Annotated in this window: 22 protein-coding genes; 9 read left to right on the plus strand and 13 right to left on the minus strand. The window is 44.2% G+C overall.

Annotated features, from left to right (window positions below):
- The first annotated feature begins 94 nt into the window (after positions 1-94).
- The 3 genes from EL144_RS06345 (at position 95) to EL144_RS06355 (ending at position 2739) form a co-directional block, all read left to right on the plus strand.
- Positions 95-943 (plus strand): SDR family oxidoreductase, encoded by an 849-nt coding sequence (locus tag EL144_RS06345; RefSeq protein ID WP_005704651.1) that lies wholly within the window; start codon positions 95-97, stop codon positions 941-943.
- A 151-nt stretch (positions 944-1094) separates the two neighbouring features.
- Entirely contained in the window at positions 1095-1937 is an 843-nt protein-coding gene (locus tag EL144_RS06350; protein WP_005704650.1) for an SIR2 family NAD-dependent protein deacylase, read from the plus strand.
- 52 nt (positions 1938-1989) lie between these two features.
- Positions 1990-2739, plus strand: a complete 750-nt coding sequence (locus EL144_RS06355) for a protein-ADP-ribose hydrolase (RefSeq protein ID WP_005702489.1) — start codon at positions 1990-1992, stop codon at positions 2737-2739.
- Between the two features lie 67 nt (positions 2740-2806).
- Here the strand turns inward: EL144_RS06355 and EL144_RS06360 are convergent, their stop codons facing one another.
- The 7 genes from EL144_RS06360 to EL144_RS06400 form a co-directional block, all read right to left on the minus strand.
- Positions 2807-3811 carry an extracellular solute-binding protein gene (locus EL144_RS06360; RefSeq protein WP_207932926.1) on the minus strand — a complete coding sequence of 335 codons (1005 nt, stop codon included), beginning with the start codon at positions 3809-3811 and terminating at the stop codon, positions 2807-2809.
- Between the two features lie 253 nt (positions 3812-4064).
- Positions 4065-4544: a DMT family transporter gene (locus EL144_RS06370; RefSeq protein ID WP_005704647.1), complete on the minus strand. Its 480-nt coding sequence runs from the start codon at positions 4542-4544 to the stop codon at positions 4065-4067.
- 204 nt (positions 4545-4748) lie between these two features.
- On the minus strand, positions 4749-5477 hold the full coding sequence (locus EL144_RS06380) for a nitroreductase family protein (RefSeq protein ID WP_005704645.1): 729 nt from the start codon (positions 5475-5477) through the stop codon (positions 4749-4751).
- Positions 5478-5542: 65 nt separating this feature from the next.
- A complete protein-coding gene (locus EL144_RS06385; protein WP_050332913.1) occupies positions 5543-5770 on the minus strand; it encodes a YnbE family lipoprotein in 228 nt (75 codons plus the stop codon).
- Entirely contained in the window at positions 5767-8502 is a 2736-nt protein-coding gene (locus EL144_RS06390; protein ID WP_005704643.1) for a YdbH family protein, read from the minus strand. The genes EL144_RS06385 and EL144_RS06390 overlap by 4 nt, the downstream gene beginning before the upstream one ends.
- 332 nt (positions 8503-8834) lie before the next feature.
- Entirely contained in the window at positions 8835-10397 is a 1563-nt protein-coding gene (locus tag EL144_RS06395) for a diflavin oxidoreductase (RefSeq protein ID WP_005704642.1), read from the minus strand.
- A 73-nt stretch (positions 10398-10470) separates the two neighbouring features.
- Positions 10471-10902, minus strand: a complete 432-nt coding sequence (locus tag EL144_RS06400; RefSeq protein WP_005704641.1) for a PAS domain-containing protein — start codon at positions 10900-10902, stop codon at positions 10471-10473.
- Between the two features lie 286 nt (positions 10903-11188).
- Here EL144_RS06400 and EL144_RS06405 point away from each other — a divergent pair, with 286 nt between their 5' ends.
- On the plus strand, positions 11189-12205 hold the full coding sequence (locus EL144_RS06405) for an MBL fold metallo-hydrolase (RefSeq protein ID WP_232010614.1): 1017 nt from the start codon (positions 11189-11191) through the stop codon (positions 12203-12205).
- A gap of 32 nt (positions 12206-12237) precedes the next feature.
- Here EL144_RS06405 and EL144_RS06410 read toward each other — a convergent pair whose 3' ends face one another.
- The 5 genes from EL144_RS06410 to EL144_RS06430 all read right to left on the minus strand — a co-directional run bounded on the left by EL144_RS06410 (position 12238) and on the right by EL144_RS06430 (position 14743).
- Positions 12238-12525, minus strand: coding sequence for a DsrH/TusB family sulfur relay protein (locus EL144_RS06410; RefSeq protein ID WP_005704639.1), 288 nt, complete (start codon positions 12523-12525; stop codon positions 12238-12240).
- Positions 12526-12527: 2 nt separating this feature from the next.
- A complete protein-coding gene (gene tusC / locus EL144_RS06415) occupies positions 12528-12890 on the minus strand; it encodes a sulfurtransferase complex subunit TusC (protein WP_005704638.1) in 363 nt (120 codons plus the stop codon).
- Positions 12887-13264 carry a sulfurtransferase complex subunit TusD gene (gene tusD / locus EL144_RS06420; RefSeq protein ID WP_005704637.1) on the minus strand — a complete coding sequence of 126 codons (378 nt, stop codon included), beginning with the start codon at positions 13262-13264 and terminating at the stop codon, positions 12887-12889. The genes tusC and tusD overlap by 4 nt, the downstream gene beginning before the upstream one ends.
- Before the next feature lie 3 nt (positions 13265-13267).
- Positions 13268-13936 (minus strand): helix-turn-helix transcriptional regulator, encoded by a 669-nt coding sequence (locus EL144_RS06425; protein WP_005704636.1) that lies wholly within the window; start codon positions 13934-13936, stop codon positions 13268-13270.
- Between the two features lie 78 nt (positions 13937-14014).
- Positions 14015-14743: an FKBP-type peptidyl-prolyl cis-trans isomerase gene (locus EL144_RS06430; protein WP_005704634.1), complete on the minus strand. Its 729-nt coding sequence runs from the start codon at positions 14741-14743 to the stop codon at positions 14015-14017.
- An 88-nt stretch (positions 14744-14831) separates the two neighbouring features.
- On the opposite strand from EL144_RS06430, the gene EL144_RS06435 reads away from it, so the two are divergent.
- The 5 genes from EL144_RS06435 (at position 14832) to EL144_RS06455 (ending at position 18911) form a co-directional block, all read left to right on the plus strand.
- Positions 14832-15053: a SlyX family protein gene (locus EL144_RS06435; RefSeq protein ID WP_032995341.1), complete on the plus strand. Its 222-nt coding sequence runs from the start codon at positions 14832-14834 to the stop codon at positions 15051-15053.
- 179 nt (positions 15054-15232) lie between these two features.
- Entirely contained in the window at positions 15233-16528 is a 1296-nt protein-coding gene (locus tag EL144_RS06440; protein WP_005704632.1) for an NAD(P)/FAD-dependent oxidoreductase, read from the plus strand.
- Between the two features lie 123 nt (positions 16529-16651).
- Positions 16652-17431, plus strand: coding sequence for an amino acid ABC transporter substrate-binding protein (locus EL144_RS06445; RefSeq protein WP_005704631.1), 780 nt, complete (start codon positions 16652-16654; stop codon positions 17429-17431).
- Positions 17415-18131, plus strand: a complete 717-nt coding sequence (locus EL144_RS06450; RefSeq protein WP_032995340.1) for an amino acid ABC transporter permease — start codon at positions 17415-17417, stop codon at positions 18129-18131. Before EL144_RS06445 ends, EL144_RS06450 begins: the two co-directional genes overlap by 17 nt.
- Positions 18132-18143: 12 nt before the next feature.
- Positions 18144-18911 carry an amino acid ABC transporter ATP-binding protein gene (locus EL144_RS06455; RefSeq protein ID WP_005704628.1) on the plus strand — a complete coding sequence of 256 codons (768 nt, stop codon included), beginning with the start codon at positions 18144-18146 and terminating at the stop codon, positions 18909-18911.
- 237 nt (positions 18912-19148) lie between these two features.
- Here EL144_RS06455 and tuf read toward each other — a convergent pair whose 3' ends face one another.
- Entirely contained in the window at positions 19149-20333 is a 1185-nt protein-coding gene (tuf, locus tag EL144_RS06460) for an elongation factor Tu (protein WP_005702465.1), read from the minus strand.
- Positions 20334-20359 lie beyond the last annotated feature (26 nt).

The following is a 20359-nucleotide window of genomic DNA, read 5'->3' on the forward strand; positions in this document are numbered from 1 at the left end:
CTTCCCAAAAGTAAGTGTTGAAATATAATACGTCACATCAAGCGAACAAGCAAATGTTCAAACATCATTTCAACTTAACGAGAAGGAAAACATCATGACAACGAAAACTATCGCAATTACCGGTGCAACAGGTCAATTTGGCGCAATCGCGTTAAATTTATTAAAAGCCAAAAATGCCAACGTCATCGCACTTGTGCGTTCTCCGGAAAAAATTTCCGGTGTAGAAGCCCGCAAATTTGATTATTCAAAAACAGAAGGGCAAGTAGAGGCATTACAAGGCGTGGATACGTTAATTTTGGTATCAAGCAACGAAATTGGAAAACGTTGCTTCATACAACACAATAACGTAATTGGATCGGCGAAAAAGGCAGGAGTGAAACACATTATTTACACCAGTTTACTGGGTGCTACCAACGACAATACCGTGCAATGCCTTGCCAGTGAACATGTTGAAACCGAAGCTGCATTAAAAGCCTCCGGCATCACTTACACCATTTTGCGTAACACGTGGTACACGGAAAATTACACAGACCTTATCCCAGCCTCGATAGCAAACAATGCATTTTATGGTTCGGCACAAAATGCGCGTATTGCATCCGCACTTCGCGCAGAACTTGCAGAAGCAGCCGTAAACGTCGCACTAGGTGAAGGTCACGATAACCAAACGTACGAACTTTCCGGCTCAACCAGCTACACCTTGGCTGACTTAGCTGCAGAAATCAGCAAACAAACCGGTAAGAACATTCCTTACGTAGATATTCCAACTACTGACTATGCTAATGAATTAGTAAAAATGGGTTTGCCAAAAGAAATTGCAGCATTCTCTGCTGAATGTGAAATATATGTTGCAAACGGTGCATTATTCTCAGAAGACAAAACCCTTGAGAAATTGCTTGGCCGTCCAACAGCAGGATTGGATGTGGCGGTGAAACAGGCGCTTTAACCGCTTGAACCGTGGGTATAAATACCCGCGGTTACGGCATAAGCATACCCCGCTAGGGTATTTGTAACGCCCCAACCCTAACGGGGTTGCATGATGCCTAACCTAGGGTAACTTGTTACTCTAGGTTTTTTTAGTCTTTAAGGAAACCCAAATGACCTTTGAAACCCGATTGAAAGCAGTTAAATCTGCTCTTGAAACCGCAGATTTTGTCTTGATTGGTGCCGGCGCCGGTTTTTCTGCGGCAGCAGGGCTGACTTATAGCGGCTCACGCTTTACCAATAATTTTCAGCCGTTTATCAAAAAATATGGCATGACAGATATGTATTCCGCGGCCTTTTACCCTTTCACCAAGCCTGAGCAAAAATGGGCATACTGGGCAAAGCATGTTTGGCATAATCGCTGGCAACCTAATGCCTTGCCGTTGTATTGCGAATTGTTTGATTTGGTGAAAGATAAAAATTATTTTGTGCTAATCACCAACGTGGATGCGCAATTTGAAAAAGCAGGTTTTGACCCAAACCGCCTATTTGTAATACAAGGAGATTACGGTAAGTTGCAATGCAAAAATGCCTGCCATGATACGTTATATAGCAATGAATCTTTGGTTAAACAATGGCTGGCGGAAACAGATGAAAAAACGTTGGAAATTCCGACCGCACTTGTGCCTCATTGCCCCAAATGCGGCGGTGAAATGACAATGCATTTGCGGGTGGACGGCAATTTTGTGGAAAACGCTGATTGGCACACAGTCCAAGCACGTTATGCCAAATTTGCAGAAAAAGCCTTACACGGCAAGAGCGTTTATCTGGAACTTGGCGTTGGCTTCAACACACCGGCCATTATCCGTTACCCTTTTGAGCAGATGGTTTACCACAATCCAAATGCTTTACTTGTACGCTTAAATCGCGATTATCCCGAAGGTTTTGCAGAAACAATGGATAAAACCGTAGCATTTGCGGAAGATCCCAATAAAGTCCTACACGCATTATTGTAGATAACCCAAACAAAAAGGACAGACATAAATTTTGTCCCTACAGGAGGCTAAAATGAATCAAATCCCTTTCTTAATCCATTGCTTACGCCACGATTTGGCTATTCCTAAAGATCCCATCGAACAACGCCAACTCTTACGCGCTGTGATGAATGTACATAACCCAAACGACCCGATTCCAGAAGCATATTGGGCGGTACAAGATGAATTATTACAAGCAGAAACGCGGCAAAAAGGCGTCGTGACGTTGGATGATCTCACGCCCATCGCGCCACAAATTTACCTTTGGCAAGGGGATATTACCCGTTTGCAAACAGACGCCATTGTGAACGCGGCGAATAGCCAATTATTGGGTTGTTTTCATCCTTTGCACGCCTGTATCGACAATGCTATTCACTCTGCCGCAGGCTTACAACTTCGCCAAGCTTGTTTTGAATTAATGGAAAAACAAGGTCAACCGGAAGCCACGGGCAAAGCGAAAATCACGCCGGCGTTTAATTTACCGTCTAAATTTGTGTTACACACCGTCGGGCCGATTATCTACGAAAACGTCAACGAAACTGACCGCACTTTACTTGCCGATTGCTACCGTTCTTGCTTAAAACTCGCCAAAACAAACGATCTAAACTCTGTCGCATTTTGTTGTATTAGCACAGGCGAATTTCGTTTTCCAAATCAATTAGCAGCAGAAATTGCGGTAGAAACTGTGCGAATATTTTTGAACGAAAATCCAAAAATGAAGGTGGTGTTTAATGTGTTTAAAGAGGTGGATTGGGAGATTTATCAAAAACTGTTGACGAGATAAGGATACAGACAGAAAAAAGTGCGGTCAAAATTTACCGTGAATTTTGACCGCACTTGGTGTGAAGCGATTAATGAGTTTTCAATTTGCTCCAATATTTTTCATAAATATCTATCGCTTCGCCCACATCACTTTGGATAATACCTTTCTCCACTTCCGCTGCCGGAGGGAATATAGTTGGATTTTCGGCCATAGCCGGATCTAACAAGGCTTTCACGCCATTATTTGGCATAGAATAACCCAATCGTTCCAACACCACTTTGGCGTTTTCCGGACGCAATAGGAAGTCGATGAACTTATAGGCATTTTCAACATTTTTTGCACCTTTTGGAATGGCGTAATTATCCATCCAGAAAATCGCACCTTCTTTCGGATAAACAAAGGCAATTTTGTCATTCTCTTTATGCGCTAAATAACCGGAACCGTTCCAAATCATGCCTAATGCCACTTCGCCCTGAACATAAGGCACTTCCGGCGAATCGGAGTTAAACACCGCCACATTCGGCAAAAGTTTAACTAAGCGCTCATAAGCCGCTTTGATGTCATCTTCACTGGTGGTGTTTGGGGATTTGCCGTCTAACAACAACGCAATATGAAACACTTCGCGCGCGTCACTGGTCAACAACACTTTGCCTTTGTATTCCGGATTCCACAAATCTGCCCAACTGGTGATTTTGCTCGGGTCAATATCTTCGGAATTCACCGCCAACCCTGTCAAGCCGTACACATAAGGCAAGGAATAATCGTTGTTCGGATCGAAGTCTTTATGCAATAAATTGTCCGGAATTTGTTTGAAATTGCTTAACTTACGATGATCGAGCTTTTGCAGCATGCCGTCTTTTGCCATTTTGTTCACATAATAGCTGGACGGAAAAACCAAGTCATAACCGGCGTTATCGGAAATCAGTTTGAGTTTGGCATACATTTCTTCGTTGCTTTCAAACGTGGAATAAATCACTTCAATACCGGTTTCTTTGGTAAATTCAGCAACGAGACTGGAAGGGACATAATCGGTCCAGTTATAAACGTAAAGTTTTTCTTGCGCAAAGGCGGTGGTGGAAAGGAGAGTCAGCATCAAGCCGAGGGATTTAAGCGTTTTTACAAACAAATTTTTCAATTTATTGTCCTCCAAAGCTAACAATAGCGGGTGGTTAATTTTCATAAAAGAATTGAGTAAAAACTCGGCGGGCAGTATAGCAGATTTTAACCGCTTGTCCCCTAGTTTTACGGAGAACATGGCGCTTTTCTTCCGCAAAGTGCGGTGGAATTTAAAAATATTTTTTTATCTGAAAAAACGCGTCTAAAACTCACCGCACTTTTTGTACGGGTTAACTGCCTCGCACCACAATTTGAATAAATTTATCGCCAAAGAAATAAAACACCAAACCGAGTGCCACAATAGCCAACCCGATTAATTTGATGCCATTGACCTCCCGCACAGGCATCCCGATTAAACCGAAATGATCGATAGTTGCCGCGCTGAGCAGTTGCCCAATAATGATAAAAAACAACATGGCCGTAATGCCTAATTTCGGCGCAAGTAAAACGGTGGTGAACACGAAACCGGCACCTAGTATTCCTCCCAATAATTTCCACCAAGGCTGCTCGGGCAGGGTGCTTAAATTGCCCCACAAATCCGTTTTTACACCGGCAATAATCAACAGAAGAAGCGTCCCGACAGCAAAAGAAATCAATGCCGCCAAAATCGGCTCACCACTCATGGCTTTAGCCAGTTGGGTATTAATGGCAGACTGAATGGCCAGCGCAATGCCTGCCGTCAGTGCAATAATGATATAAATAAAAAACATAGACACTCCGAATAATGATTCTCCATATTATAAAACAGCCATTAATGGTCAGGAGCAAAAGACGTAGAAAGACAATCAAGTGCGGTCACAACATCCAACGGATTTTGAACATTCACTTTGTCAACGATCCCATTGGCGCGAATAATCGAACTTGATTCGATTGTAAGTAATGTTCGCCGTGTTTTTGGCTCCCGCACATTGGGATTAAATGTGCTTATAAATCTTATCGAACGGCAAACGGGTGCGCTCGCCCCAGATGCCGCGTCCGTCTTTGCGGATGCCGCAGGCAACGATCATATTGATTTCTGCGCCCCGTGGCAGTTTCAGGATATTTTTCACCCGTAAACTGTCCAGTCCTTCCATTGGGCAGGTGTCATAACCGTTTTCCGCCATGGCTAACATAAATGTTTGCGCCGCCAAGCCGCAACTTTTATGGCTAACAATGCGCATATCGGCTTCCGATGCATCCACTTGAATCGGACGGAAGTAATGCACAAGCAACGCAATTGTTCTACGAAATACGCCCAACAAACCACAGCAACGGGCATAAATAAACGGCATTAACCAACCGTAATAACGTTCTTTGGCTTTTAGCCAGGATGCCTGTTTCTCCGGTGGGCTGGTGCGTTTCACATTTTCTTGTTCCATCGCCATCACCTCGGTCGCCCGCTGACGATATAAATCCTGACGAACAACGAAAACCACCATTTGCTGTGCAGTTGTAGCAGGTTGTTGGTTGAAACAGGCATGGGCGAGTTGTTGTAATGTGGATTTGTCAGTGATGTGATAGAACTCGTAGAGTTGCATATTGGAACTGCTTGGCGACAAAGTGGCCTGTTGTAAGCAATGACGGACTTTTTCGCTGTCGAGCGGTTTATCGGGATCGTAATAACGAACGGAACGTCGGTATTGTAATAAATCTAAAAGTGACATGATGTCTCCTCTTTTTCCGATTCAAATTCACTGTTACCGACGCCCGCTTCAAACAGGATCCAGTGCTATTTTGCCGCTTTTTTCAGCGGTTTTTCTTTGCTATTTTCCCCGGCAGCAGCTTTGGTTTTTTCGTCCATTTTTACGCTGATATTATGATCCACCACCACGTTCATATTAATGGTAATGCCTTCTTTTGGGGTGTCCAGTTGAATGGTGGGAGTGCAACCGGCAAGCATGAGGGAAGCGGCGGCCAAACAAAAAAAGTGCGGTGGTTTTTTCAGATGTTTTTTCATTGTTCTAACTGTCGGTAAAGTCGATATTGTAAATTCTGTTCAAATTGAGAGCCGTAGTCAATCATATTCCATAGCTCAAACATATTCTCTTGGTGTGTGTAATTCAAGGTAATCGGATTGTGGGTGCGCTTAGTCGGATTAAAGCCCGCAATCGTCGCTTTTAACGCCATTTTTCCATCCGGCGTCAAATTGACATTCGCGTGGAATTTTTCTAATTCCATTTCTTTCATCAAATCCACCAAAGTGCTTTCGGTCCAACCGCCTTTTTTCAAGCCGTCCACCACACTATCATTAAGTTTAATATTCAATTTGCCGACTTGTTCAAGACGTCCGTTACAAATTAAGCATTCTTTATGCCCTAACCAAAACGGCAATGTCGCGTTGACCCGTCCGTTCAGCACCAGTTGATTATATTGCGCCAATTCCATCACTTGCGCCAAATCGATATTATTAAAGCTCAACTCCGCCATTTTACGTTGTGGAAAACTCAAACTCGGCACGCTCAGCGAGCCATCAAACACGCCGACTTTCACCTTTTGCAAGGTGAGCGGTTGCTTGGCCGAATTAGGATAAGTGCCGAACATATCAAAAGACGCATCGCTCACGGCAAGTGCCCCCATGCGAATATTTTTCGCCGATACCCGCACCGGTTTGGTTCGCGCAGTTTGTAGCGCAAGATTTTGATAATTCAACGGAAAACGAATATTCAGCGCTTGAATTTCGCCATCGGGGAAAGTGATTTCGGCACCGCGCAAATTAAACTCGCCGTTCAATGCCACGCCCTCGCCGTCAATCTCAAAATCACTGGCGCCTTGAATGCTACCATGACGAATAATCCATTCCCATTGTTGCGGAAATAAGGATTGGAACACTTTGGCGGATTGTTCTTTCCAACTAATTTTGCCCTTTAGCGCTTGATTTTCATAACGGGCGGTCACATCAATCGGGCCGAGCGAACCCGCTTTTAAATCGCCCGCCAAATTGAAATCACCGATGCTTTTGCCATCAATGCCCACACCAAACACCGGGCGCACAAAGCGTCCGCCATAATCGAATTCAATCCACTCGGTTTGTGCCTGTAACAGCCCGCGAATATGCTCCGCTTCATAATCCCAACGCAAACGGTCTTTCAACTCCAAAGCCAAAGGCGCCATTTTCACACCGCTGGTATGCACATTGCCGGAATGGGCAGCAAGTTGGTTTAGTTCAATATGATCGGCTTCCCAAAACCCGATCCCTTTCATATTCACCGGCGTATTTAGAGATTTCCACAGCGCATCACCGTCAATCGTCCAATCCCAACGGTTCGCCGCGCGCATTTCCGCCTCACGCAGATCTTGATGTTCGCTACGCAAATCAAATACTGTTTTAATCCCGGCAATAAATTCCTGTGCTTGCCCGTCAAGTTTTAAATTTAGCTTCTCAAATTGTGGTGTGAAGCCTTGCAGGGTAGCTTGTAGGCGTCCTTCCAAACCATAACGCCCAATCTGCACATTATCTAACGGCAAACGCACATGGATTTTGGAAGTCGGTTGCACGTTATCCATTTTAAAAATTGATCCGGTTCGGAAACGCAAAATCGGATCATCAAAGACACCGCCGATATGATATTCCAAGTTGGTTTGCGCCACGGTAGTGTTATAACGCAAATCACCACGGGTTTTCAGGTCAAAATACAGTCGGTTTTTATCATTGCCGCCACCAATTTCGCCATTTTTGCCTGACACAACAATTTCGCCTTTGCCCAGCTCACCGAAGGTTTGCACGATAACATCCACATCCGCTCCCAACGGTAGCCAGCCTTCTTGCGGTTTGCGTAACGCCAAACCGAAGAAGCCTTTAATCGGTTGGTAACCGTCAAACGTCCAATAAAATGTTCCCCAGTTAATCGCCAAACCGTCGGAGGTGAACGTAAAAGGCACATCCAATAACGGTTTATTACGGCTTAAATCCTGCGCACTGATTTGCCCTTGTTCACCGTTCCAATTGAATTGAAGCGTTCCTTTACTCACGCTGAAATCAGCATTTTGCCAATCAAAACGCAGTTCGCCTTGGTGTGGCAATTGTGGCATCTCATCCTTAAGTTGAGTGGAAAAATGCAGGTGATAGGTTTGTCCATCAAGCGGTTGGTAATCCGTATGTCCCTGCCATTGGAACATATCATTTTCACGGGTAAGGGTAGACTGGTGGTGCAAAATTAAGTTATCGTCATTCACCTTGGCATTGGCCGTCAATTGCAGACGACTACCATTATAATACGCTGTCGCCGCAACATTGGCGTCTAAAAGCTCACGCACCAGCGGCGGTACATTTAATTCCTTGCTGTTTACCAATTGAAAATGCTGAATACTCACTTCAGAGGATGGGATGGCAGAAAAAAGTGCGGTCAAATTTAGCGATGTTTTTGCATCGTCATTGGAAGGCAAGCTATTTAGACATTCATAATCTAAGCTAGCGTTCGCTACCTCCAGCCGACGGGGTTCCCACCAGTTTACGTGAACATCGGCTAACGTAGCGATAGTGCATTGAGCAGTCCGAACTTCTAACTCGGGCAGTTGTAGACCTGTGGTTTGTAAATGCCATCGCTCGGGCAGTTGCAACTCATAATCAGGTGCTAAAAAACGATTGGCAAGGTTTTCCACCTGTTTAGGCATGATCCACCATGGCAGCAAGCAAACTATCGCTACCAACAATACAATCAATCCTAATAAGGCGTACAACCACCGTTTCATATTATTTTACCATTCACTGTTAAAGACGGTTTTAAGACCGCCAAAAGGACAAAAAATTTCTTCACGCAGGCAACATTGTAGCGAAATAACGACAATTTAAAAATGATATAAAAAAGACCGTTTGAATAAGTTCATTCGGTCTTTTCGGAAAAAGGGAAGGTAATTTATCCGCTCATGAAAATAAACACAATATTTATTTTGAATAAATCCACTATATTTAAAGGGGCTTTATAGAAAATATCAAAAAAGTGCGGTCAGAAAAAATAATGTTTTTTGGGCATATCGCGTAGAAAGAAAAGGCATTCGTCGGATAATGCTATCCGACGAAGAGGCTAATAAACATCGCGTTGTAAACGGCCGGCGGCGACCAGTTCGGCGACAATATTGTCGAAGGCATCGACATAAGGGCGATGACCAATGGTGGAAGCAATGTTAATAAGGGCGTCGTCAATGGCTTTACTCATAGATTTGCTGCCACAAATGTAGAAATATGCCCCTTGTTGGATAAGCGACCAAATCAATTCCGCTTGTTCGGCTAAGGCGTCCTGTACGTAGTATTTTTCCGCTTGATCACGGGAAAAGGCGGTGAAAAGACGTGTTAAGGTGCCGTTGGCGAGGTAGTTTTCCAGTTCGGTTTGATAAAGGAAATCTTTGGCTCGATAACGCTCGCCGAAGAATAAATAGCTTTCCACCGTCGGTTTTTGGCTTTCCAAATGTTGCAAGAAGCCGATATAAGGCGCAATACCGGTGCCGGAGCCAATCATGACCAATGGCGCGTCAAGGCTTGACGGCAAGTGGAAAGTGGAGTTGGATTTGACGAATACGGCAACTTTTTGTCCCACCTTGAGCTGCGCCAGTTGATTACTGGCGGTACCTTGATAATGACGCTCTCCGAGGCTGTAGTAAACGTGGCGAATACATAAATCTGTGTAATCGGGGTGCGTTTTGCCGCAGGAACCGATGGAATAAGCCCGCGCGGTGAGGTTAGCGAGGATCGTCGTTAAATCCGCAAGGCGTACCTTTTTCTCGGGGTCAAAATCGCGCAGAACATCAAGCAAATCATGACCATATAAATAACTTTCCAAGGCTTTTTTATTGGAGATTTTAGTGAGATCTTTTAAGGCGGCGTTGCCGGTAATTTTACTTACGTCACGCAATACGTTTTTGCTTAGCAGACGAAGCTCTTTTTTACGCAAAATTTCCACCGCACTTTGATCCTCAAACCAGTTTACATAATGCGCCAACACCTCATCCGGCTGTTCAATTTGCACATACAGCAAATCGCCTGCTTGATAAAAAATACCGCTGTCTTTCAGGGATAAACGCAAGTGATAAACCGCCGGATCCGACTGTGCGAGATGCTGAATGTCCAACACCTCGGCGTAATAAACGGTGTTTTCGTTATACACCTGCACCGATAGTTGGTGGCTCAGCGGTTGTTGCGGGAGATCGTTTAACGCTTGCTGTAAAAGAGGCAGCCATTGTTTGAAAATTTCACGGTAATTGAGATCGGCATCCACGCGCTCGATCAACGGCTGTGCCTGCTTGCTCTGCAAGGCTTCATCCACCTTTTGGCTAAATCCGCAAAAATGTTCATACGTCACATCCCCCAAGCCAAATACGCAATAACGGCAGGAAAGTGCGGTCAGATTTTCTAACGTTTCTAAGAAATCATCGGCGTTGGCCGGCGGCTCACCGTCACCAAACGAACTGGTGATGACCAATAACAACGTTTGGCTATCCAACATGGACGGATGGGTTTCATTTAAACTGCTTACCGAAACGGTATAAGCCTGCAAGAACGGCTGATTGGACAATTCCGTAGCCAAAGCTTGGGCATTGCCGGAATCCGAGCCGTACGCGATATGAACGCGTGAAAGAGGATTGTTGCTCATAGCATTACCTTTGAATATGTGAGAAAAGCTGCAGAAAAGAGAAAGCGTGCCGGTGACGACACGCTTGGAGACCTTATTTGTCGTAGTAGTCGTCGAATACTTCTTTGGATAATTCAACGGCGTCGAAGTTTTCCATTAAATCATTGATAACGCGACGCACGCTGATGTAGCCGGTAATTTTTCCTGCGTCATCAAAAATCGGTTGTACCGTGGTATCAACCACATAAATCACACCGCCTTTACCTACGTTCGGAATAACGCCGGTCCAGATTTTACCGGCTTGGATAGTGTCCCACATGTCTTTGTACACCTCTTTTGGCACAGACGGGTGACGCACCAAATTATGCGGTTTGCCCACCAATTCTTCACGAGAATAGCCGGTTAATTTGCAGAAAAGGTCATTTGCGTAGGTGATCACACCTTGTAAATCGGTGGTGGAAATCACGAGGGTGTCGTGGACGGCTTTAAGAATTACATCATCGGAAGGAATGATTTGCTCTGTCATGGTTAAGCTCCTAGCTATTAATTAATCTCATATTTTGTAAGGGTTTCTTACATACCTAAACTTTCTTTCCTGAAAGGACGTTTAAAATACAGCACCATTCGACATATGTAAATAATTATCATTTTATATTTAAGCTGATAGGATGTCTTTGTATCCACACATGCCGTTGCCGTCGATTCAACAGCGTGGCAAATTTGACATATAATGTGGCCTTCGTCGTAATATCATAAAATTTTAATTCACCATGAGACACAAGAAGAAACTGTTTACTTTGGCAGGTATGGCGATGGTAGGTTATTGGTTGTACCCCGACCGTTATCCTGTTTATCCGGAAAGCGATCACTATGATCCCAAAACGCAAACTTTTTTTAATGCCGAACCACAACAACCCGTATCCGACATTGTGCGCGCCATGTGGACGCTGGTATTTGATGAACAATCATTGCACCCGCCCAAACCATTGCCTATGTTAAAACCGGATTGGGCAAAATTTCTCGCCCCGGCGGAAAAAAGTCGTTTTATGTGGTTCGGGCATTCCACGTTGATGATGCGGGTGGGCACGCAAACCATTATTACCGACCCGCTGTTCGGCAAAAGCGCCTCGCCTGTGCCGCTAATGATGACTCGCTTTCAAGACCCGCCGGCCTGGTTGGAAGAGCTACCGCCCATTGATGTAGTGCTGATTTCCCATAATCATTACGATCATTTGGAACAAGCGAGCGTTGAGAAACTCGCGAAAACGCAAAGCCATTTTGTGGTGTCGCTTGGCTTGGGGGTAATTTTGCAAAAATGGGGCGTACCGGCAGAACGTATTACCGAGCTGGATTGGTGGCAATCCACTGAACGCCATGGCGTCCGTTACACCGCGTTGCCGGCACGGCACGATTCGGGGCGTAGTTTGTTGGATCATAACAAAAGCCTGTGGTCGGGCTTTGTGATTCAACATCAGGACGAAAGTTTCTATTTTCATGGCGATTCGTCTTACGGCAAACATTTCGATGCCATCGCCGAGCGTTTTAACGGGTTTGATATTGCGTTTATCGAGAATGGCCAATATAACGAACGCTGGCCTAATAACCACCTGTTTCCACACCAAACCGCTGAGTTGGCCGCCAAGCTAAAACCGAAACGTTTCATGCCAATTCACTGGGCAGCCTATCCGTTGGCATTACATAAATGGAACGAACCGGTATTACAAAGCCTGCCTATTGCCCGCAAGCTGGAAGTTAACCCGCTGACGCCGTTAATGGGACAAGTATTTGATGCGGAAACCTTAACTGCAGATTGGTTTGCAGAGGATTAAGAAAGGATTAAAGCACGTGAAGAGAGTGTCGATTACAACGCAATCTGCGGAGAATATTGCTCGCTGATTGCCACAAAATCCGCCAAAGAAATCGACCGCACTTTTGCGTTTTCAGGTAAAAGTGCAGTTAAATTTCTGGCCAAAAGATCATTTTCCAACACAAAACAAGGCGCCTGACAACGCGCCAATACATCCGCCTGTTTTATCGCCAATAACACGCCATCTTGCCATAACACAATAGCATCTGTAGCGTTGGCGTTACGCACATAAATTTCCAGCGTTTGTTGATCGTAATCGGCTTGTGAGAAGGTATAAAGCATAATCAAAAAGTCAGAATTTTTTCACTTTGTTGCAACATCGCCAACAGTTGCGCGCGTGGCAACGGCCGGCAGTCTACTAAGAGATCTTGCGGGGTGAGGCTAAAACGTTGTAATGAATCGGCACACACATAACGCTGCTCAATGTCGTATAAATCTAATAGCTTGAAAGCACTGGCGGTGTCTTTTTGCAGAATTTGCTCAGGCTGTTGTTCACGAAGCAGATTTAACAGGCCGTCATCGAAGAAAAATACGGCGATTTCCTCTTCTTCACAAAATGCCGTGGCCGCCAATAACGCATCCAATCCCTCGCGGGCGGAAGCGCTGCCATAAGGCGGATGGCGAAAAATAAATGCCAGTTTACTCATAGGGTAATTACTCGATCGGCGCGGAGCAAGGCTTGGCTAAATTCGCCCAAACCGGCCAGCTGAAAAACGTTCGCTAAATTGACCGCACTTTTATCGGCGGCAGAGGCTTCATCCACCACACCACGTCGTTGCGCGGCAGCAACGCATAAATGCAACGGCACATTGTGTCGGCGGGCAAAATCCTGCCATGCGTTTACCAAATTAAATTCATCGTTGGCGGGATACGCCAAAGCGTTGCCGTTACTGATTCCTTCTTGATAAAAAAAGATTTGGCAAATTCGGTGTTTTTGCACCAGTTCCTGCGCCAATTGATACGCCAGAAACGCCCCTTGGCTACCGTACACCGGCTGCTTTACCACCAACACATAATCCATGAGTTACTCGTCTTGATCTTGTTTAATTTGGCGAATGTATAAATACACGGTATGGCGTGAAATATCCAAACGCTCTGCCACCAAATTAATCGCGTCTTTAATGTCAAAAATGCCTTTTTCATATAAAGACATCACGATTTGGCGATTTTTGTTATTGTTCGCCACCATCCGATCGGAGGTGATTTCCTCAATGGTTTTTTCTACCGTTTGCACCACCAGATCTTCCACCGAGCTGGCAAAATTCACTGCGGATGTCTCGCCATGATCGGTTGCAGGCATAAAATTTTGCAAGAATTGCGACACCGGCACGTCCAAATTAATGTTAATACAAAGCAGGCCGATAATGCGTTGAGTGCTGTTACGAATGGCGATCGTCACCGACTTCATCAAGCCGCTGCTTTTTTTCGCACGGGTAAAATAAGGTTTGCTAACGCTTTCCGATTTCATATTGTGTAATGAACGTAAAGCGAAATCCGTCATGGGCGAACCCACTTGTCGATTGGTATTGTGTCCGTTGGCAATATAAATGGCGGAATGCTCTAAATCTTCAAAGGAATGCAGAACAATCTCGCAATGTTGACCGATAAGCGCACTGACGCCGTCAACCACGGCAATATACGAATTTAAAATCGTGCGATCTTCATCGGTAAAAGGTCGTTTATCCGTTAACATGAAAGAGCATATTTATTTTTATTCATATAAATGACCGCACTTTCGCCACGAAGTCATAAAGTGCGGTCGTTTTTTCTATTATTTTTTCGCCGGAACCACGTCTAATACTTCAACATCGAAATACAACGTAGAGTGAGGAGGGATTTTATCGCCTGCGCCGTCTTCACCGTAAGCTAAATCCGCCGGCAGAACCAATTCAATTTTGCCGCCTTTTTTCACCAATTGCAGGCCTTCGGTCCAGCCTTTAATCACTTGATTCAATGGGAATTCAGCCGGTGTGCCGCGCTCACGTGAGCTATCAAACACCGTGCCATCCGGCAATTTACCGGTGTAATGCACTTTCACCGTATCGGTAGCTTTAATCGGGTCACCGGAACCGGCTTTCTCAACACGATACAACAAACCTGATGCGGTTTTCTTCACGCCATCTTTTTTAGCGAATTCAGCGGCAAATTTACTGCCTTCTTCTTCCGCTTTTTTCACTGCGGCGGCCGCTCTTTTTTCGCTTTCCGCTCTTAATTTATTGTCGATACCTTGTAGCGCAGTTGCAACTTCCTTATTGCCTTCCAATTGCACTTTGCCGTTTAGCACATCGGAAATTCCTGCAATAACTTTGGCATTGTCATAATCAATTACGCCTTTTTGCGCTTTAATTAAGCCTTGTAAATCCGTACCGAATAGCACGCCTACTGCGTAAGAAGAGTCTTCATTGAATTTTGCGTCGGTTTTACCTTCTGCAAAAACGTTTGTAGAAACAACCGCACTTAACATCAGTGCAACAGTAGAAATTTTCTGAATTTTTAACATTGTGTTCGATCCTTTATAATGAGTGAAACAAGCGTTGGATAGGGTAAAACGGATTCAACAAATTCACAACAGTTATTTAGGAATTATTATGTCAATTCAACAAAATTTAGAGCAACGAATTGCCGAATTGGAAATGAAATCCGCCTTTCAAGAAATGGCGATAGAAGAATTAAATCAATCACTTATAGAACAACAATTTCTGATCGACAAAATGCAGGTGCAGCTGCGTTATTTGGTCAACAAGCTCAAAGATATGCAACCTTCCAACATCGCCAGCCAAGCCGAAGAAACCCCACCTCCGCATTATTAATCAAAAAGTACGGTCAGAATTAGTAATAAAAAAACAATAAATTATGACACTCATATCCTTTCATAGAAACAAGATCGCTCAATGAAAATCTATGGAGATTTCGTTGTCAAAAGCCTTGAATATTGACTTCTTCCGCTTGCGTAGTAATATGCTCACACGTTTAATTACAGGCCTTTTTTATGCTAGCGTTTTCACATCAGGAACATATTGAATCCTATTATTTCGTCACCCGTAATCAACATTTCGAGTTACCTCCATTAAATCAAAAAGAATCTGCCGATGTATGTGTCGTCGGGGCGGGCTTCTTCGGTTTATCTACCGCGTTAGAACTTGCTGAACAAGGCAAAAGCGTGATTGTGCTGGAAGGCGCGAGGGTAGGCTTCGGCGCATCTGGACGCAGCGGTGGTCAAGCAATTAATGGATTTGAAGACGGCATTGATGAATATGTTGAACAAGTGGGCTTAGAAACTGCTCGCAAGCTGTGGCAAATGTCACTGGAAGCTATTGATATTATCGACGAGCGCATTACGAAATATGGCATTCAATGCGATTGGAAGAAAGGCTATGCGACGTTGGCGTTAAATGCGCGCCGCATGGAAGATTTAATCGCTATTGAGAAGGCAAGCCACGAGATTTTTGGCTATAAAAATATGCAACTATGGGACAAGGCAAAGCTAGAGCAACACCTTGGCAGCAAAATTTATTGTGGCGCCTTGTATGACAGCAATTCCGGACATTTGCATCCGCTCAATTATTGCTTAGGTTTAGCAAAAGCTTGTTTGGATTTTGGGGTACGCATTTATGAACAATCGCCCGTCATAGATTTACGTGAAAAAGCGACAGAAATTGAAGTCATTACGGATAAGAGCATGGTTGTCGCCAAAGATGTGGTGTTGGCGACCAACGCCTATATTGCTTCAATGCCGAAAAGCATTCATCATGGCATTGCACGCAAAATTCTACCGGTAGAAAGTTTTATAATTGCCACCGAACCGCTGGATCAAGCTACCGCCGATTCAGTAATTAACAACGGTATGTCCGTATGCGACAGCAATTATCTACTGGATTATTATCGTTTAAGCGCCGACAATCGTTTACTGTTTGGTAGCGATTCTAGCTCAAAGAAAAATATGATTGAGGTGATGCGCTACAATATGTTGCGCGTTTTTCCACAGTTGGAAAATGTTAAAATTGATTACGGCTGGGGCGGCCCTATCGACATGACGATCAACTCCAACCCGCACTTTGGACGGATTTCACCGCATATTTATTTCGCCCATGGTTATTCCGGGCACGGTGTGGCACTCACCGGTTTGGCTGGGAGGGTTGTCGCAGAAGCTATTTTAGGCAACGACGAACGCTTAGCAACCTTCAGTAAATTAAAAGTGCCTTCAGTGTTCGGCGGTAAATTAGTGAAGAGCCTCGCATTAAAAATCGGCGTTAACTATTATCGTTTTTTAGATAAATATCGTTGATTAAGAAACCATCAAATTTTATTTCTTTTAGTTATAAACTAGAGAAAACAATTATTTTGTTTCCTAAAAATTTACTGCAATAATCCACCGCACTTTTAACTTTGTTAAACAAAAGGAAACTTTATGAAAAAATCTCTTTTGGCGAAAGCTTTATTGTTATCCGGCTTAGCTTTAGGTATTGCTACTCAAGCCATGGCAGGTGAAATTTCTGATCGTGTAGAAAAAACTAAAACCTTGTTAGTGGGTACGGAAGGCACTTATGCACCGTTCACCTTCCACGATGACAGTGGTAAATTAACCGGCTTTGACGTGGAAGTGATTGAAGCAGTGGCACAACGTTTAGGCTTAACAATTCAATTTAACGAAACCCAGTGGGATTCCATGTACGCGGGTTTAAACGCCAAGCGTTTCGACTTAATCGCCAACCAAACCAATCCAAGCCCGGAACGTTTGAAAAAATACCTTTACACCGCGCCGTATAACTATTCCACCGCCGTTATCGTGACCAAAGAAGGCGACGACAGCATTAAAACCTTTGAAGATTTAAAAGGCAAAAAAGCGGCACAATCCTTAACCAGCAACTACGGCAAAATCGCCAAAGCCAATGGTGCAGAATTAATCGTGGTGGACGGTTTAGCACAAGCCTTAAAATTAATTACGCAAGATCGCGCCGAAACGACAGTAAACGACCAACTTGCAGTGTTAGATTATTTCAAAAAACAACCAAATTCCGGTTTGAAAATAGCCGTAAAACGTGAGGAAAAAGTGCCTTCCGGCTTTGCAGTATTAAAAGGTGAAGAACCTTTGGTAGAAAAAATTAACCAAGCGTTGGAAGAATTAAGAAAAGACGGTACCTTAAAACAAATTTCAATCAAATGGTTTGGCGATGACATTACTCAATAATTTCCTTGCCTCCCTTCCTTTTATGAATGCAGAAAGAGCTGATGAAATCATCAGCTCTTTTTGGCCTATGATGGAAGCCGCAATTGATAAAACTATTCCGCTGGCGGTGATTTCTTTCTTTGCCGGGGTGTTTATCGCGTTAATAGTAGCCTTGATTCGCATTGTGGAAAAGCCGAATATCGGTATTCGCTTATTGCAAATTCTTTGCCGCATTTATGTCTCCACCATTCGCGGCACGCCGATGTTGGTACAGATTTTCATTATTTTCTACGGGTTACCGGAAGTAGGCATTAAACTCGATCCCTTCCCAACGGCGGTTATCGCCTTTTCCATTAACATCGGCGCTTATGCTTCGGAAACCATTCGTGCGGCGATTTTATCCATTCCGAAAGGACAGTGGGAAGCATCCTATTCCATTGGCATGAATTATTATCAAACCTTCACCCGCACTATCATGCCACAGGCCTTGCGCGTATCCGTGCCACCGTTGGCAAATACTTTTATCAGCAACGTGAAAGATACTTCTTTGGCGTCGTTGGTGTTGGTGACGGAAATGTTTCGCGTAGCGCAAAACATCACCGCGGAGAACTATGAATTTATTATGATTTATAGCGAGGCAGCGCTGATTTACTGGTGCATTTGTTTGATTTTATCCTTCGCCCAAGACCGTTTGGAAAAACGGCTTTCCCGCCATTTATAAACAGGAGGTAGCATGTTAGAAGTACGTAATCTTCACAAAACTTTCAACGGCAACCCTGTGTTGAAGAGTGTGGATTTCGATATTCAAAAAGGTGAAGTGGTGGCGATTCTCGGCCCTTCCGGCTCGGGCAAAACCACCTTTTTGCGCTGTTTAAACTTATTAGAGCATCCTGAGCTTGGCACGTTACGCTTTTGTGACGGCAGTTTAACGCTAGATTTCTCTCACAGAATCAGCAAAGCAGACGAACTGGCATTGCGTCGTCGCTCATCTATGGTGTTTCAGCAATACAATTTGTTCCCTCATCGCACCGCACTTGAAAATGTGATGGAAGGCATGGTTGTAGTACAAAAGAAAAGCAAAGTAGAAGCGAAACAACGCGCGATGGAATTGCTGACTAAAGTCGGTTTAAAAGACAAAATGCACTTATATCCGTCACAACTCTCCGGCGGTCAACAACAACGAGTAGGAATTGCCCGAGCTTTGGCAGTACAACCGGACATTATTCTACTGGATGAACCCACCTCAGCATTAGATCCGGAATTGGTAGGTGAAGTGCTACAAACCCTAAAACTGCTGGCACAAGAAGGCTGGACAATGATTATCGTCACCCATGAAATGCAATTTGCCCGCGATGTAGCAGATCGTGTAATTTTGATGGCAAACGGCAACGTTGTAGAACAAAACAGCGCCCGTGAGTTTTTTGAAAATCCGCAACATGAACGCACCAAACAATTCTTGTTACAGGCCAAAATACCGGTGTGTGTGGAATATCAGATTTAGTCGATTCACCTCTACAGAAAATAGGGAGAATCTAACGTTTCGAATGTGTGTGAGCGATGAAAACCAAGGCCATTACCCTGCAAAGTGCGGTCAATTTTGTGGATGTTTTTTATATAAATAAAACAGTTAAAATTTTTACCGCACTTTTAATCATTATTCTTCCTTTTATTATTTCTAAATTCCAACCAAACAAAAAGGCGTATCATTCGATACGCCTTTTCAATTCGGCTTTATCAATTATTTGATAATTTTAGCTACCACGCCAGCACCTACTGTACGGCCACCTTCACGGATAGCGAAACGTAAACCTTGGTCCATCGCGATTGGGTGGATTAAGGATACAGTCATTTTGATGTTATCGCCAGGCATAACCATTTCCACGCCTTCCGGTAACTCGATAGTACCGGTTACGTCAGTTGTACGGAAATAGAATTGTGGACGGTAACCTTTGAAGAATGGAGTATGACGACCACCTTCTTCTTTGGATAATACGTACACTTCAGATTCGAAATCAGTGTGCGGAGTGATTGAGCCCGGTTTAGCCAATACTTGACCACGTTCGATTTCTTCACGTTTAGTGCCACGTAATAATGCACCGATGTTTTCACCTGCACGACCTTCGTCAAGTAATTTACGGAACATTTCAACACCGGTTACGGTAGTTTTCGCAGTCGGTTTGATACCTACGATTTCAACTTCATCACCGGTACGGATGATACCACGCTCAACACGACCTGTTACTACAGTACCACGACCGGAGATAGAGAACACGTCTTCAATTGGAAGAAGGAACGGTTGGTCGATAGCACGTTGTGGCTCAGGAATGTAAGTATCTAAGTGGTTTGCTAATTCAAGGATTTTTTCTTCCCATTCTGCAACGCCGTTTAACGCTTGTAATGCAGAACCACGTACGATTGGTGTATCATCACCCGGGAAGTCATATTGAGAAAGAAGTTCACGAACTTCCATTTCAACTAATTCTAATAACTCTTCGTCATCTACCATGTCGCATTTGTTTAAGAATACGATGATGTAAGGAACACCTACTTGGCGACCTAATAAGATGTGCTCACGAGTTTGTGGCATAGGACCATCAGTTGCTGCTACTACTAAGATAGCACCATCCATTTGCGCCGCACCGGTAATCATGTTTTTAACATAGTCGGCGTGTCCCGGACAGTCAACGTGTGCGTAGTGACGTGTTGGAGTGTCGTATTCAACGTGGGATGTGTTGATGGTGATACCACGCGCTTTTTCTTCCGGCGCGTTATCGATTTGGTCGAATGCACGAGCCGCACCGCCGTAGTGTTTTGCTAATACGGTTGTGATAGCTGCTGTTAAAGTGGTTTTACCATGGTCAACGTGGCCGATTGTACCCACGTTAACGTGCGGTTTTGTACGTTCAAATTTTTCTTTAGACATTGAGAGTCCCTCTAAACAAACACGGT

The organism is Aggregatibacter aphrophilus ATCC 33389, from assembly GCF_900636915.1.
GTDB classification, from domain to species: Bacteria; Pseudomonadota; Gammaproteobacteria; order Enterobacterales; family Pasteurellaceae; genus Aggregatibacter; species Aggregatibacter aphrophilus.